The organism is Sinorhizobium sp. 22678, assembly GCF_052044265.1.
Classification (GTDB): domain Bacteria; phylum Pseudomonadota; class Alphaproteobacteria; order Rhizobiales; family Rhizobiaceae; genus Sinorhizobium; species Sinorhizobium meliloti_A.
The window spans coordinates 89,901-105,430 of the sequence record NZ_JBQEMS010000012.1; the positions used below are offsets into that span (position 1 = coordinate 89,901).

The 15,530-nt window shown below is 63.9% G+C and carries 16 protein-coding genes; all 16 read right to left on the bottom strand.

All coding sequences use genetic code 11. The annotated features are described in order from the left end of the window. Positions 1-12: 12 nt before the first annotated feature. Positions 13-459, bottom strand: a complete 447-nt coding sequence (rpiB, locus tag ACTJKL_RS19140) for a ribose 5-phosphate isomerase B (RefSeq protein ID WP_324764186.1) — start codon at positions 457-459, stop codon at positions 13-15. Positions 460-482: 23 nt separating this feature from the next. Then, entirely contained in the window at positions 483-1,760 is a 1,278-nt protein-coding gene (locus ACTJKL_RS19145) for a TRAP transporter large permease (protein ID WP_379943177.1), read from the bottom strand. Positions 1,761-1,771: 11 nt separating this feature from the next. Beyond that, positions 1,772-2,239 carry a TRAP transporter small permease gene (locus tag ACTJKL_RS19150; RefSeq protein ID WP_440853549.1) on the bottom strand — a complete coding sequence of 156 codons (468 nt, stop codon included), beginning with the start codon at positions 2,237-2,239 and terminating at the stop codon, positions 1,772-1,774. An 81-nt stretch (positions 2,240-2,320) separates the two neighbouring features. After that, on the bottom strand, positions 2,321-3,313 hold the full coding sequence (locus tag ACTJKL_RS19155; RefSeq protein WP_440853550.1) for a TRAP transporter substrate-binding protein: 993 nt from the start codon (positions 3,311-3,313) through the stop codon (positions 2,321-2,323). A 23-nt stretch (positions 3,314-3,336) separates the two neighbouring features. Beyond that, the gene (locus ACTJKL_RS19160; protein WP_180980814.1) at positions 3,337-4,107 is read right to left on the bottom strand and encodes a FadR/GntR family transcriptional regulator; all 771 of its coding nucleotides are present in this window, start codon (positions 4,105-4,107) and stop codon (positions 3,337-3,339) included. 198 nt (positions 4,108-4,305) lie between these two features. Continuing rightward, positions 4,306-4,686 (bottom strand): RidA family protein, encoded by a 381-nt coding sequence (locus ACTJKL_RS19165; RefSeq protein WP_440853551.1) that lies wholly within the window; start codon positions 4,684-4,686, stop codon positions 4,306-4,308. A 43-nt stretch (positions 4,687-4,729) separates the two neighbouring features. Then, positions 4,730-5,113 (bottom strand): RidA family protein, encoded by a 384-nt coding sequence (locus tag ACTJKL_RS19170; RefSeq protein WP_275598748.1) that lies wholly within the window; start codon positions 5,111-5,113, stop codon positions 4,730-4,732. A gap of 33 nt (positions 5,114-5,146) precedes the next feature. Then, positions 5,147-6,610: an NAD-dependent succinate-semialdehyde dehydrogenase gene (locus ACTJKL_RS19175; RefSeq protein WP_275602721.1), complete on the bottom strand. Its 1,464-nt coding sequence runs from the start codon at positions 6,608-6,610 to the stop codon at positions 5,147-5,149. 9 nt (positions 6,611-6,619) lie between these two features. Next, positions 6,620-8,005, bottom strand: a complete 1,386-nt coding sequence (locus ACTJKL_RS19180; RefSeq protein ID WP_379940236.1) for an aspartate aminotransferase family protein — start codon at positions 8,003-8,005, stop codon at positions 6,620-6,622. A 30-nt stretch (positions 8,006-8,035) separates the two neighbouring features. Beyond that, complete coding sequence (locus ACTJKL_RS19185) at positions 8,036-9,085, bottom strand: ABC transporter ATP-binding protein (RefSeq protein WP_440853552.1); 1,050 nt, start codon at positions 9,083-9,085, stop codon at positions 8,036-8,038. 15 nt (positions 9,086-9,100) lie between these two features. Then, positions 9,101-9,931: an ABC transporter permease gene (locus tag ACTJKL_RS19190; RefSeq protein ID WP_411922320.1), complete on the bottom strand. Its 831-nt coding sequence runs from the start codon at positions 9,929-9,931 to the stop codon at positions 9,101-9,103. After that, positions 9,928-10,779, bottom strand: a complete 852-nt coding sequence (locus tag ACTJKL_RS19195; RefSeq protein WP_275600074.1) for an ABC transporter permease — start codon at positions 10,777-10,779, stop codon at positions 9,928-9,930. The genes ACTJKL_RS19190 and ACTJKL_RS19195 overlap by 4 nt, the downstream gene beginning before the upstream one ends. 126 nt (positions 10,780-10,905) lie before the next feature. Then, positions 10,906-11,979, bottom strand: coding sequence for an extracellular solute-binding protein (locus ACTJKL_RS19200; RefSeq protein WP_440853553.1), 1,074 nt, complete (start codon positions 11,977-11,979; stop codon positions 10,906-10,908). Between the two features lie 104 nt (positions 11,980-12,083). After that, positions 12,084-13,055 carry a membrane dipeptidase gene (locus tag ACTJKL_RS19205; RefSeq protein ID WP_100672384.1) on the bottom strand — a complete coding sequence of 324 codons (972 nt, stop codon included), beginning with the start codon at positions 13,053-13,055 and terminating at the stop codon, positions 12,084-12,086. 12 nt (positions 13,056-13,067) lie between these two features. Beyond that, the gene (locus ACTJKL_RS19210; RefSeq protein WP_127711537.1) at positions 13,068-13,796 is read right to left on the bottom strand and encodes a hypothetical protein; all 729 of its coding nucleotides are present in this window, start codon (positions 13,794-13,796) and stop codon (positions 13,068-13,070) included. Further along, entirely contained in the window at positions 13,793-15,529 is a 1,737-nt protein-coding gene (locus ACTJKL_RS19215) for a hypothetical protein (RefSeq protein ID WP_440853554.1), read from the bottom strand. The genes ACTJKL_RS19210 and ACTJKL_RS19215 overlap by 4 nt, the downstream gene beginning before the upstream one ends. Between the last annotated feature and the right edge of the window lies 1 nt (position 15,530).

Below are 15,530 nucleotides of genomic sequence, written 5' to 3' on the forward strand. Positions count from 1 at the left end.
GCCGGCGGATGCTCAGCGCTGCTCGTCCATTTCGGCGAGCTTGCGCACCCGGCGCCGGAAATCCTCGTCGGTGGAGAATTCGGCGGCGAGGTAGGCTGCAACGAGATCCCTTGCCAACCATGCGCCGACGATCTGGGCGCCGATGCACATGACGTTGACGTCGTCATGCTCCACCGACTGATGGGCGGAATGCACGTCATGGCAGACCGCGGCGCGGATGCCCTTCACCTTGTTGGCCGCGATCGAGGCGCCGACGCCGGTGCCGCAGACCATTAGCCCGCGATCCGCCTTGCCCGCGATGATCGAGGAAGTGACCGTCTTTGCGATGTCGGGGAAGTCTACCGGGTTCGCATCGTACGAGCCTGCGTCATGCACCTCGTGGCCGAGCGAGGTGACGTGGTCGATGATCGTGGCCTTGAGGTGAAAGCCAGCATGGTCGGAACCGATGACGATACGCATATTGGTGTCTCCTGGAGAAAAGATTACTGGGCGATCAGGCGGGGCAGCCACAGCGTGAAGTCCTTCGCTAAAGTGAGGATGACAAGCGTGGAAACCAGCGGAATGTAAAAGGGCACAAGCGCTCGCAGGAGCTGCCGGATGGACACCTTGGCGATGTCCGACACGAGGAACAGCGACAAACCCATCGGCGGCGTCAGCAGTCCGAGCATCAGGTTGAAGATCGTCACGATGCCGAGTTGAACGGGGTCGACACCGGCCATCACGAGTGGCGGGGCGATGATGGGAACGAGAAGCAGCGTTGCGGTCGTCGAGTCGAGGAACATGCCGGCGACGAAGAAGATCAGGTTTGCGATGATCAGCAGCATCAGCGGGTCCTTCGACCAGCCGAGCAGCGTCGCCGCAAAGGTCTGAGGCACCTGCTCGACCGCCAGAATCCAGCCGAAAAGCGCGGCCGAGGCGACGATGATGAGGATCGCGCTGGAGCTGCGGGCCGTCAGAACCGCCGAATGCCACAGATGCGCCAGCGTCAGTTCACGGTACAGGACGCCGCTGATGAAGATGACATAGACGGCCGTTATCGCGGCCGCCTCGGTCGGTGTGAAGGCGCCGGCCGTCATGCCGCCGACCATGAGCGCCGGAGCAAGAATGGCCGGTAGCGCCGGCACCAGCGTGCCGACCAGCTCGCCTGCCGTCGGCCAGCGCTCCGCGCGCGCATGGCCATGTCGGATGGCGACGATCAGCACCGTGAGCATCAGCAGGGCGGTACACAGCACGGCGGGCATGATGCCGGCTACGAGGAGCTGGACGATCGAGACGCTCGTGACCGAGCCGTAGACGATGAGCGGGATGGAAGGCGGGAAAATCGGCCCGAGCGTCGCGGAAGCGGCAGTTACCGCGCCGGCGAAGGATGGATCGAAGCCGCGCTTCTTCATGGCGTCGATCTCGATGCGCCCCAGGCCTCCGATGTCGGCCAGCGCCGCCCCGGACATTCCGGAAAAGATCAGGCTTCCGAAGACGTTGACCTGCGCCAGGCCACCCGGCATCCGCCCGACGAGCGTATAGGCGAAGCGGAAGATGCGATCGGTAATGCCGGAGAGGTTCATGAGGTTGCCGACGAAGATGAAGAGAGGCACGGCCACCAGCGGAAACGAATCCAGCGCGTAGGTGATCCGCTGGGCAAGCAGCCCGAACGGCAAGCCCTCGACAAGTACGTAGAGAATTGACGGCAGCAGGATGGCGTAGACCACCGGGAAGCCAAGCATGAACAGACCGAGGAAGGCCGCAACGACCAGAAAACCCATGAACCAACCTTTCAGACTGCGATGTTCTTATCCGCCTGCGGCGGCTTGCGCAGATGCAGAAGATGGACGAGCGCCGCACCCGCGAAACCGAAGAGCGTGGCGCCCAGAAATATCCAGAAAGGGATGCCGAGGGTCGGCGTGGCGTTGGTCAGGTTCCGGGTGATGTTCATGGCCGTGACCCAGCCGATGAACCCCGTTACGCCGATCGCACAGGCCGAGATCGCGACATTCACGATCGCGCGCGCCTTCCTCGACATTGCCGCCTTGAACTCGCCCATGACGATATTCTCGCCGTGCCCGACCACGAGTGGATAGGCGAGGAACACCAGGCAGATGAGCAGGAAGCGGGTCAGTTCCTCCGCACCGATGAAAGGCAGGCCGAAGACGCTGCGCATGACGACCTGGGCCGTCGGAACGATGACCAGCCCCGCCATCACGGCAACCACGACAATCGTCAGGACACGTTCGGGCAGACGCATCTTCTCCCCTCCCATTCTGGCTGAAAAAATACAGGCGCTGCAGGGACAAGGGACATTGGCTTGCCCCTGCAGCTGCTCGGTCTATTTCACCGCTTCGATCTGCTCGATGAGCGGTGCGAAGTTCGGGAAGTCCTGCCGGATCTGGGCGCTGACCTTGTCCCGGAATGCCGCGACGTCCAGCCCTTCGGCCTCGGTGATGACGGTCATGCCGCGGCCCTTGAGCTCCTTCACCAGATCAGCCTCGGATTCGGTCGCCATCTTCAGCGATTTCTGAGCCTCCTCGTCGAGGACTTTCGTCAGAGCCGTCCGCTGCTCTTCGCTCAATCCCTGCCAGACTTCCTCATTGATGAAGACGGCGAGCACGGCGCGCATGTGACCCGTCATCGACAGATGCGATTGCACCTCGTTGAGATTGTTGGAGGCGATCATGGTCAGCGGATTTTCCTGGCCGACGACCACGCCCGTCATCAGCGCGGTCGGGAGTTCGGCAACCTCGACCGGGGTGGGAATGGCGCCGAAGCCCTTGACCATGGAAACCCATAGCTCGAGTGGGACCGCTCGGAAAGGCTTGCCGGCAAGGTCCGCCGGCGTCTTTACCGGGAAGTTGGAGGAGATGTGGCGGTCGCCGCGATAGATGCGCCCGATGATCCGCACGCCCTGTGCGATGAGCTTTTCGTTGATCGCCTGGAGGGCGGGCGACGACTGCGGGTCCGTCGCAGCGAGCGCATGGGCGCCGTCGCGGTAGATGAAAGGCGCGTTGAAGACGGCGACCTCAGGCACCAGTCGTGCGAGGGAAGCGAAATCATGATGGCCCATGGAGATCGAGCCCATGCGCACGCCATCCACCATTTCCGCAACCCCGCCGAGCTGGCTGGCGGGATAGACGGTGACGGTGATTTCGCCGCCGGTCGCGGCCGCGATGCCCTCCGCCGCCTGTGCCGCATAGACCGTCTGGATGTCCCCTTCTGCGCCGACATGCGCATAGCGCAATTCGGTTGCGGAAGCGGCTCCGGCAAACAATGCGGCTCCCAGCACGGCGCCGGCCATCCGGCCATGTTTCAGAAAATTCAGCATGCTCTCCTCCTCCCTGGATAAAACTAGCTGTCTGCTTCTTTTTCCTCTTCTTGCGGCGCGCCCTTCCTGGTGAAGGCAGCTATGTAGCTTTTGCGCCGAAGCTCGTCGCCGATGGCGAAATGTTCGCGCAGCATCCTGTCGGCCTTGTCCGGATCGCGCGCGAGAATGGACAGAAAGACCTCCCGATGGGCTTCCACGAGATAGTCGGTGATGCCGGGCGCGTCGCTCGTCTCGGCGCGCCGCTGGACATGGCTGCGCTTCAGAAGGTCGGATATCGAGCGGTAAACCGTGACAAGCGCGGGACTGCGGCTGGCCTCGACGATCGCCATGTGAAAGGCGAAGTCCGCAGCGCCCCCGTCTTCGGCGTCGTGAAGCGTGTCCATCAGCCGTGTCAGCAGGCCGCCGATGCGTGAGAGGTCGCTATCCGTCGCGCGGATGCAGGCAAGACGGATAGCCTGGCATTCGATCGCGACACGAGCCTGCATGATGTCGTCGAGCATATCGGGCTGCTGGGCGAGGCAGAACGTCAGGAAATCGCCGAAGACGCCCACGTCGGCCTTGCGCACGAAGGCGCCCTTGCCATGGCGGATATCGAGGAAGCCCAGATTGGCGAGCGACCGCAAAGCCTCCCTCAGCACCGGCCGCGATACGCCGAGAGCGAGGCAAAGCTCCCTCTCGCCCAACAGCCTGTCGCCCACCTTGAGCGCACCGGACAACAGCTGCTCCCGGAAGAAGGAGAGCACCTTTTCCGTTCCCGCAAGTTCGTCGGCGCCTTCGGATAGCACAGGGTTCATGGAAATGGTCCCAACTGGTATTACCAGTAAGCACCACATGCGCCTGCCGGTCAAGTCGCGCTGCTTGAATTCTCGGAAATTTGTTGAGAATGGCCCGCCCGCCCGGTCAGGCCGCGAGTCGCAAGAATCTCAAATGCGGCGAAGGACTCCGTTGCAGCAGCAACGCGTGCAGCGGGCTTGGGCTGTCGCTTGAACTGCTCAATCCGGGGAGCAGACCGCAGTGGCGAGGATTTCCAGGCGGATGCCGGGTGAAAGGAGCTCCGTGACGACTGTCGCCCGCACGGGAAAGGGAGGCGCGAAGAATTCGCGGTATATCTTGTTCATGCTCGGGGCATCGGCCCGGTCGACCAGATAGACCTGTATCTGCACGACAGCGGCAAGCGTGCTTCCGGCGGCTTCAAGCGCCTGCCGGAGGTTGGAGAATACCTGTCGCGCCTGGTACTCGATGTCCCCGGTGACGAGTTCGCCGGTCGCCGGGTTCTTTGCTATGTGAGCCGATCTCACGATCCGGCCCGCCTTCACGGTACCGCTCAAGGGAGCGCGGGATGCGGCAATTCCGGTTTCGACTTTCTCGAACATTCGTGTTTCTCACGCCTTGCTGAATTCGGGCCGTGCGCTGCGATCAAGCACCCTCGAGCACCGCATGGGCAAGGACCTCGATGCGCAGGCCCGGGGTGATGAGCTCCTTGACGACCACGGTCGCGCGCACCGGATAGGGCTCCCTGAAGAACTCGGTATAGACCCTGTTCATGCCGGGAGCGTCGGCTCTTTCAGTGAGGAACACCTGCATCTGCACGACATTTGCGACGGAGCCGCCGGCGGCCTTGATCGCGATTTCCAGATTCTGCAGCGTGCGGCGCGCCTGCGTTTCGATGTCGCCAAAGACCGGCTCGCCGGTGACCGGGTCCTCCGAGATGTGCACCGACCAGAAAAGATCGCCGGCGCGAACCGCTTCGCTGACCGGAACATCCGACGGATCGGCGCCGGTATCGATGACTTCAAACATGCTCTTCTCGCTCGTTTCGTCTGTCGGATAGGTTCACTGCGGGACTTGGTCGAAACGGGTGACGAACTTCGCATTCAGATAGCCGTCGAAAGTCTCCAAGCCTCCCTCGCTGCCGTAGCCGCTGTCGTTGATTCCTCCGAAGGGGGTCTCCGGCAGCGCCAGGCCGAAATGGTTGATGCTCACCATTCCGGCTGCAAGGGCGCGTGCTGCATGCCGTGCGCGGCTGCTCGAGCCGGTGAACACATAGGACGCAAGACCGAAGGGCAGGCTGTTGGCGCGACGGATCACCTCGTCGAACTCGCCGAAGGGCGTAACGACGGCGATCGGTCCGAAGGGCTCCTCCTTCATCAGGCGCAGTTCGTCGGTGCCGCCGGCGACCACGGTTGGCGCGTAGAAAAATCCCGCATTCCCAACGCGCTCGCCGCCGGTGACGATCTCGGCACCCTGCTCGCGCGCGTCCTGAACGAAACCTTCCATGGCAGCGACGCGTCGGGCGTGGCAGAGCGGTCCCATCTGTACGCTCTCCTCGAAACCGTTGCCGACCCTTGTCGAAGCGATCTTCTCGGCAAAGCGTGCCAGGAAACGGTCGTGCCCTTTCGCCTGCACGTAAAACCGTGTCGGAGAGATGCAGACCTGGCCGGCGTTACGCACCTTCTGGCCGGCAAGCGCGTCGGCTGCCGCATCGATGTCGGCGTCGTCGAAGACGATCACCGGTGCATGACCCCCGAGCTCCATCGTGGACCGCTTCATGTACCTGCCCGCAAGGCTCGCGAGATGCTTCCCGACCTCGACCGAACCCGTGAAGGAGATCTTTCTGACTTCCGGCGCCGCCAGCAGCGTCTCCGACAGGTGGGCCGGGTCGCCCCAGAGAATGTTGAGACAGCCGTCCGGCAGTCCGGCCTCCTGCATCAGCCGGCCGATCGCGACCGTGGAGGAGGGGGATTCTCCAGGTCCCTTGAGGATCACGGTGCAGCCGCTTGCAAGCGCCGCCACCACCTTGCGCAGCGCCTGGCTGAAGGGGAAATTCCAAGGGGTGAAGGCGATACAGACCCCCACCGGTTCGCGAAGGACCATCTGCTGTACGCGCGGATCGCGCGCGGGAATGACCCGTCCGTAGATGCGGCGCGCTTCCTCTGCGTGCCAATCGGCATGGTCGGCGGCGAAACGGACTTCGCCGATCGCCTCGCCGAGTGGCTTGCCCTGGTCGCGCGTCATGTTGCGGGCGATCTCGTCGGCATGCTTGCGGGCGAGGTCTGCGAAGCGGCGCAGGATCTGGCCCCGCTCGAGCGGGGAGCGATCCTTCCAGCTCTCGAATGCGCGCTGCGAGGAGGCGACGGCTTCGGCAATCTCGCCATCGGTCGCCAAAGGCAGCTGAGCAATCGTCTGGCCCGTGGCGGGATCCACCACGTCGGTGCTCCGCTCCGTCTCGTAGATCCAGCGGCCATCGATCAGCATGCCGAGGCGCTCATAGGGGACTGCAGTGGTTTCCGGATTCATGATCTTCCCTCAGGCGACATGTCCCTCGGCGCGTGCCCAGGCCAGCGTATCGTCAAGCGCCAGCCCCATGCGCGTCATCAGGTCGTCGATCTGCTCGTCATCGATGATCATCGCCGGGCAGAGGCTCACCATGTCGCCGAGGCCGCGTGTCAGGACGCCGCGGGCGGTCGCGAACTTGCCGGCCTGGTTTGCCACCTGCAGGGCGGGCGCAAAATTCTCCTTGGTCGCTTTGTCCTTGACGAATTCGAGACCGGCAACGAGACCGACGCCGCGCGCTTCTCCGATCAGCGGGTGCTCGCCGAGCTTACGCACACGTTCCTGGAAGGCGGGGGCGACGGAGCGCACATGGCCGACGATGTCGATCTCCTCGTAAATCGTCAGCGCTTCCAGCGCCACGGCGGCTGCAACCGGATGGCCGCCATAGGTGAAACCGTGCGAGAAGGTGCCGATCTTCCGGCTCTGGTCCACCAGTGCGTCCGCGATCGTCTCGTTGATCATCAGGGCGGAGATCGGCATATAGGCCGCCGACAGCTGCTTGGCGCAGCTGATCATGTCCGGCTTGAGCCCGTAGGTTTCCGAGCCGAACATGTTGCCCGTGCGGCCAAAGCCGCAGATCACCTCGTCGGCGACGAGCAGGATATCGTATTTGCGGAGGACCGCCTGGACCTTTTCGAAATAGCCTTTCGGCGGGGTGATGACGCCGCCCGAGACCATGACGGGCTCGGCGAAGAAGGCGGCGATCGTTTCCGGACCCTCTTCGAGGATCATCGCTTCGAGGTTGTCGGCCATGCGCGTGGCGAAGTCTTCCTCCGTCTCCCCGATCTCGGCGAAGCGCCAGTAGTGCGGGCAATCGGTATGGAGGATGTTGGCGATCGGCAGGTCGAAATCGCGGTGATTGAACGGCAGACCGGTGAGGCTCGCGGTTGCGACGGTGACGCCGTGATAGGCCTTGCGGCGCGAGATGATCTTTTTCTTCCCGGGACGCCCGAGAGCGTTGTTGTAGTACCAGATGAGCTTGATCGCCGTGTCGTTCGCTTCCGACCCGGAGCCGGCGAAGAACACCTTCGACATCGGTACCGGCGCGATCGCCAGGAGCTTCTCCGCCAGCCTGATGCCCGGCTCCGTCGATTTGTGCGCGAAGGAGTGATAGAAGGGCATCGTCTTGAGCTGTCGCGTCGCGGCCTCCACGAGGCGCTGCTCGCTGAAGCCTAGACCGGCGCAGAACAGACCCGCCAATCCCTCGATGTAGCGTCTTCCTTCGTCGTCGACGACATAGATGCCGTCGCCGCCGGTGATCACGTGCGGCCCGGTTTCCTGATGCACGGCCAGGTTCGTGTAGGGGTGGACGAGGCTCTGCTTGTCGAGAGCGTGGAGGGAATTCGGACGGTCGTTCATGTGCGGCTCCATCGGCAACCGGAGTTCGGATCAGGCGATGACGTGGACATCCTCGGCGCGCCAGGTCACGTGGCATTCGGAAATGCCCTCGATCCTGCGCGCATCGGCGCCGGGGACCCGCATGCGGATTGGCTGCGTGCCGAGCTTCCCGATGACGAGCAGGTTGTCGCCGTAGTTGATCGTGCTGTCGATCTTCAGCGGCTGGCGTCCGCCCTGTGAGGTTTCGGCGATCCGGATCATTTCAGGTCTGAGCAGCAGATCGGCCCGCCGGTTGCGCTCCGCTTGCCTGCTCCGCGCCTCGACAATGCCGACCGGCGTGTCGAATCTTCCGTCGCCGAGCGACGAGCCCTCGATGAGGTTGCTGTCACCGATGAAGGATGCGACGAAGCGGGTCTTCGGCGCGCGGTAAATCTCGTTCGGCGTGCCGACCTGTTCGATCCGGCCCTGATTGAAGACGGCGATCCGGTCTGACATGGTCATGGCCTCCGACTGGTCGTGGGTGACGTAGACCATGGTGACGCCGAGGTCCTTGTGGATGCGCTTCAATTCCCCCTGCATATGTTCGCGCAGTGCCTTGTCGAGCGCGCCGAGCGGCTCGTCGAGCAGAATGATGTCGGGTTCGAAGACAAGAGCGCGGGCAAGCGCCACGCGCTGTTGTTGGCCGCCGGAAAGCTCGGAGGGCACGCGCGTTTCGAAACCCTGAAGCCCGACCTTGGCCAGTGCCTCGCGGGAACGGCGCTCCTTGTCTTGCTTGGCGACGCCGCGCATGCGCAGGGGGAAGCCCACATTGTCGGCGACCGTCATGTGCGGGAAGAGCGCATAGTTCTGGAACACCATGCCGATATTGCGCCTGTGCGGCGGCAGGTTGTCGATTGCGCGCTCGCCGAGCCGGATCTCGCCGCTGGTCGGACGCTGGAAACCGGCAATCATCATCAGCGTCGTCGTCTTGCCGGAGCCGGACGGGCCGAGGAAGGAGACGAACTCGCCGGCCTTGATGTCGAGCGAAACGTCGTCGGCAGCCATATGCCTGCCGTCATAGGACTTTGTAACGTTGCGAAGGGTGAGGGAACGGGCATTCATGGCTTTGCTCCAAAATCAGGATGCTGCGGCGGCCGGCTCGGCGGCGCCGTTGCCGTCGGTCTGGTCCAGCACGCGGGTGCGGCGGCGCACGAGTTGCGGCGCAAGCCAGATGCAGACGCCGGCGAGAACGAGCAGGAACAGGAAGGACGAGGCGGCCGAAATTGTCGGATCCGCTTCCTGGCGGACGGCGTTGAACATCTGGCGCGGCAAGGTCGCCTTGTCGCGGCCGGAGATGAAGAGGGCGATGACGGCCTCATCGAAGGATGCGATGAAGGCGAAGAGCCCGGCGACGGTGAAGGCCGGCCGCAGGATCGGAAAGGTGATAAGCCGGAAGGTCGTGAGCGGCGAAGCCCCCAGATTCATCGCGGCGCGTTCCACCGAGCGGTCGAAGCCCTTGAGCGCCGCCGTCAGGATCAGCGTCGACATCGGCAGGGCGATGCAGCTATGGGCGAGGATCACGCCGAGATAGCTCTGAACCAGCCGGAGCTGCCCGAAATAGATGTAGTAGCCGAGCGCCATGACGATGGTGGGCACGATCATCGGCAGCATGATCAGAAGGTTGAAGACCGTGCGCCCCATGAACACGTGCCGCACCAGGGCGAAAGAGGCCGGAACGGCGACGAGCATCGTCACGCAGACCGTGCCGAGGCCGATCAGCAGGCTGTTGGTCAGCGGCTGCGTCCAGTTCGGGTCGGAGAAGAAGTTGACGTAGTTCTGAAGCGTATAGCCGGGCGGCGGGAAGGCGAGCGATGCCGCCGAGCTGAAGGACATCGGAATGACGATGAACATCGGCGCCGCGACGAAGGCGGCGATCAGAATTGCCAGAGAACGGACCCAGAGGCTCATCGGTCACCTCCTGCCCAAAGGCGGTCGAGACCGAAGAAGCGGTTGTAGAGCGCATAGACCGCGAGCGTCAGCGCCAACAGCACGATCGAAATCGCCGAGCCGAGGCCGAAGTCGAGGGTCTGCTCGATCTGGTCTCCGATGATGCCGGCGATCATCTGGTCGCGTGGGCTCCCGAGCAGGACGGGCATGACGTAGAAGCCGAGGCAGGTGATGAAGACGAGGGTGCAGCCGTTGACGATGCCGGGCGCGCTCAGCGGCAGATAGACGGAGACGAAGGCGCGAAGCGGGTGCGCGCCGAGGTTTTCCGCAGCGCGGACATAGAGCGGGTCGATCCGTTTCATCACGGCGAAGAGCGACATGGTCATGAAGGGAATAAGGGCGTGGGTCATGGCGAGCGTTGCGCTGAAGGTGGTGAACAGGATCTTCGGCGCGGGGTCCCAACCGAACCATGAGAGGAGCGCCGTCACCGGCCCCTGATTGCCGAGGATGACCATCCAGGCATAGGTGCGCACCAGATAGCTGGTCCAGAACGAGAGGGCGACGACCGTCAACAGGAAAGTCGCAAAGCGCTTCGAGCCGTTCGCCGCGGCATAGGCGAGCGGATAGGCGAAGAGAAGGCTCAGCAGCGTTACCAGGAGCGCCGTCTTGAACGTGTTGTAGAGGACCGAGGCGAACAGACTGGAATTCAGCAGCCGGCCGAAATTCTGCAATCCGATCACGGGCTGCGACACGCTCATCCAGACCACATAGCCAAGCGGAACGAGAAAGAAGAGCGCAAGGAAGATCACCGCCGGAGCCATCAGCGGCATGGGCCCTTCCACGAGGATCGGGGACGTCCGGAGTTTCATGACATTGCTCCTTTACCCTCGGATAGGGTCTCCGTCGCGGACGGCGGGTACCGGCGCAGGCATCGCCGGCACCCTATCCGATGCATTGCATTTTCCGGCCGCACTTACCGGGACCGGAAGCGCAGCTTAGATGCCGACCCAGCTTTCGAAGCGGGTGGACAGCTCGTCGAGTTGGGGCAGCAGCTTCGCCCCGTCCAGCATGACGGCCCGGGCCAGATGCTCCGGATGGGTCGGCATTCTGGCCGCGACCTCGGTGGGAATGAAATCGAAGGATTTCGGGTTCATCGGGCCGTTCTGGTCGGCGATGCAGAACTTCGCGAGCCCCTCCGCGTTCTGGCCGATATGGCTGATCAGCTTGAAGCCGTTTTCGGCGCGCGGGCTGTCCTTGGCGACGATCCAGCAGGCCTTGTCGACGACGGCCTGGTCCCAGACGATCTCGATCGGATCCTTCGATGCCTCCTTGGCGCCGAAGGCGTCGCTGTCCCAGAGGCCTGCCATGTCCACCTCGCCGTCGGTCAGTATCTGCCGCGCCTGTGGCCCGGCGGTCCACCAGACGCGGACGTGGTCCTTGATCCGATCGAGCGAGGCGAAAGCGCGGTCGAGGTCATAGGGAAAGAGCTGGTCGGCCGGAACGCCGTCGGCTAGCAGCGCGATCGCCAGGACGCGGGCGGCGTGACGCTGCAGACTGCGGTTGCCCGGAAACTTCTCGGCATTGAAGAAGTCGGACCAGCTCTTCAACCCTTCCGGGAATTTCGCGGCATTGTAGACCATCTGCGTGGCAAAGCCATGCGTCGACAGCCCGTTTTGGTAGATGGCGCCCTCCCAAAGCTTGGAGGTGTCGACGTGACCTTCCAGCGCCTCGAGGAGGCCAGCGCCATTGGCGCGCGCGACATCGGCGACGCCGAGCGTGGTCACGTCGAATTCGTAGACGCCCGTGGTCTTCTGCGCAGCGAGCTTGGCGAAGGATATCGGCGAGACGGTCCGGATCTCTATTCCCGTATCCGCCGTGAAGGGTTCGAACAGGAACTTTTTGACCGATGCCTCCCAGTCGCCGCCCCAGGTGTTTACGTAGAGGACGTTTTCCTCCGCGCTGGCGCGCCGGAGGTAGGGGGAGGCCAGCATTGCGGCCCCGAAAAGACCGGCGCCGAGAACGGTACGTCGCGACAGCGGCGTGGCTGATGCTTTCTTGAACATTTCCATTCGTGGTTCTCCTTGATGTCGAATGGTCGTCTGTCTGCTATTCCCGTGGCCGCTCGCCCAAAGCGGCGGCTCTTCTTGTTCTTTGAATCGGTTTTTGGATCCGGTCAGTCCGGGCGGAAGACCTCCGCGTAGAGGCGGAGCCAGTTGCCGCGGAGGATCTTGTTCGCCTCCTCCTGATTGAAACCGGCGCGCAGCAGGGCCGGGGCGACGTCCTGCAGGTTCTGCGGCTTGAGCAGCCATTCCGGTTTCGCCACGGCCCCGGGCCGCTGAGGCGAGCCGGCACCGTACTGGACCGAGCGGGTCCAGCGGCCCTTGCGCATCCAGTCGTAGTCGCGTGGGGTGTGGTTATGCGAAATGTCGGTGCCGATGCCGACATGGTCGATGCCGGCGATGTCGACGGTGCGGGCAACCATCTCGCACCAGCCGTCGACGGTGGCGCAGGCAGCGTCGGGCGTGATGTTGCGATAGGCGACGCAGCCGATGACGCCGCCGCGCTCGGAAAGGGCTTTGATCACCTTGTCGGACTTATTGCGCTTATGCGCGAAGAGCGAAGCGGCATTGGCATGGGTGATCGCCACGGGCTTCTCCGACCACTCGATCGTGTCGAGGGTGGTCCGGTCGCCGACATGGGAAAGATCGACCAGCATGCCGACGCGGTTCATTTCCCGCACGACATCGCGGCCGAAGCGGGCAAGCCCGCTGTCGTTTTCCTCGTAGCAGGAGCCGCCGAGCTCGTTCTGGTTATTGTAGGTCAGTTGCACGACGCGCACGCCGAGTTCGGCGAAAAACTCGACGAATGCGATGCGGTCCTCGAAGAGGTTGGAATTCTGGTAGCCGAGCACCACCGCCAGCTTTCCCTCCCTTTCGGCGCGCTCGATATCGGCGGCCGTTCTGGCGATAAGGATGAGGTCGGCGTTGTCACGCTCCAGGTCTCGCCAGCGGGCAAGCGAGTCGAGAGACTCCATCGTCCCTTCCCAGAAACCGAGCGTCGGCGTCACCGCGCTGTAGCCGCCCTGCCTCAGCGCCTCGAAGGACTCGCGGTTGAAATGACCGCATTGAAGTGCATCGATGATCATGGTCGTTCCATCTCAGTTATTGATTGCCGTCGTGCCGTGGTCCGCGGCGCCGGCGATGAGCAGGGACAGGTCCGTCTCGTCCTCGTCCTGCCGCCCGATGACCTTGCCATCGGCCTCGACGATGATCGGCCCGGCGTGGCGGCGCGACAGGTAGGAATCGGGCGCGAGCGCTTCGGCGGACCGGTGGAACAGCTGCCACCAGAGAGCCGCATCGACGGTCAGCCCGTCGCGCCTGATTCTTTCGAGAACCGTGGCATCCATTGCCTTCGGGGCGGGCGAGACGACGATCTCGGCAGAGCCGGCGGTCTCGTCGATCGCGACCTCGGCCTGCAGTCCAAAACGCTGCGCAAGAGCCTCGACGATCCTCAGTTCGCCGATCTCGGTGGCGTTACGGACCTCGACCGCCCCCGAGCCCTGCGTGCGCAGACGCTCCGCTGCGAGATCGAGCACCGCATCGGCGGCGATCCATGTGTGCTGCCCGCCGCAGTCGACAATGAGGCGCTCGGCGTCCGCTGTTAGGCTCAGCGCATGCGGATTTGCCGATCGCACCGCCTCGAGGTTGTGAGCCAGCCGGGCGAAGCCGCCGAGGCCGAGCGCTGCGGAATAAAGGGCGCAATCCCTTAGCGAGGGTACGAGACCCGCATCGAGCCGCGTGACCTGTATCAGCCGCTCGAAGACCATTCGCAGTTCGCGAAGGCTTACGGTGAGGGTCGAAGGAAGGTTGGACTGGCAGGAACTCATAGGCACGGCTCCGAAGGGTAGAACCACAGGTCGTCGGCGCTGCCGGCAGCAATGTCCTCCGGAACGGGCGCGCCGTGGAACAGAACGCCGCGCAGGTTGCGGTCGAGAAAATCGCGGGTCTTGTCGATGCCGTGGATGCCGACATTGAGAAGGCGGGTGATATGGGCGGGGGTGAAGGCCCCGCTCATGATGTCGGCATGCGGCGAGTGGAGGCCGGTGCCGGCAAGCGCCTGCACGCGCGTGGCGATCGCCCGGTGTTCGGGATGCGCAAGCAGGAAGCGGGCCGTGCTGAGGGTCGGATCGGCGCCGGCGAGGTCGCGGTCGAGGGCAACCACGAGCCGTGGCAGGTCGAGGCCGAGATTGACGACATTCTCGCCGACTTCCGCAGCGGGGCCGCGGCGCGGCTCCTCGGCGGAAACCGATTTGTACCAGACGTATCGCTTTCCGGGCTCGATATCGAGATCGAGTCCGAAAGTCCAGGCGTAGTCATTTCTCAGGATCTCGCGCAGCCGGGCGACCGGCATTTCCGGCCGGCCCGTCAGCTCTTCATCGATGACCAGACCTTCCACGAGCTGGTCGGCCTCTTCGCCAACGAGCTCTATGAGGAGGGAATGGAGGGTTTCCATGGCTTCCGCATGGACGCGGCACTCGAGGGATGCAGCAAGCTCGGCAAAGGGCTCGCTTTCGAAGCGGCTGCCGCTCTGCCAGCGGGCAAGCAAATTCGCAACGGCGTCGCGGATCACGCCGAGTTCCCGCGCCACGACCTCGGAGCGCGTGACGTTCTCGTACTGCACGCGGTCCTCGGACCGGAAGGTGATCGCTTTATCGACAAGGCTCAGCAGCTTGGCGATCTCCGAGCCTGCTTCGTCCGGCGTGAGCGCCTTGGCGCGCGCGATTGCCTCCTCGCGGATGAAGAGCCAGCGCTCGATCAGGCGCGGGTGGTTGTTGACGAAGAGCATCAGGCCAAGCGCCGAGCCGTTGCCGACCCCGAGGAAGCGGCGGAGCTCGATCGCCATCTGCGGGGCTGCAGGGGCTTCAAGCCGGACGAGATGGGCAAGGAGATCCTGGGCAAAGACGCGCATCATATAGGCGCAGAGCATCTGGGCGGCGAGCGACCAGCGGAGCGGGTGATCGCCCCCATAGGCGAGGAAGGACTTGGTCCCGAAGGTACCGTTGCCGTCGAGGCCGGTATTGCGCATCAGATAGCAGGTCTGAGCGAGCTCGGCGACGTTGGGCTGGCGGCCGGCCTGGAGCGCAGCCTTCGCGCCTTCGAAGAACCGGCCGCTGCGGTTGGAGCGGCACCAGATCAGCGTTCCTGGCGTGGCGCGGCCCTCATAGAGCTTCGGAAGCTCGGTTCGGGTCGTTTCGAAATCCCGCTCGCTCATGTCGCCTTCGACCAGAGCGCCCATCATATCCCAGGCCCGGCCGATGATGCGGCCCGTACGGCCGTGCGGCGAGGGCTCGAATGAATAGACGGGAAAGCTGAAGCGCCAGCCGCCGATGTCGATGCGGTATTCGGCGACGCCGTTGCCCTTGGCGTCGATGTCGAAGCGCTTGCACAGGATCTGCCAGCGTTGACCGACGGCGCGGCTCATCAGCGCGCGCGATGCGCTGATGCGCGACGGCTGGATGGCGGCGAGCCTTTCTGGCTTCATGATGTCGGCCGGCGAACGCATCAGCCGCGCGATGCGGTGAGCCTCCGACCCCGGCGCAGGTTTCTTCAGGGCGCTCATT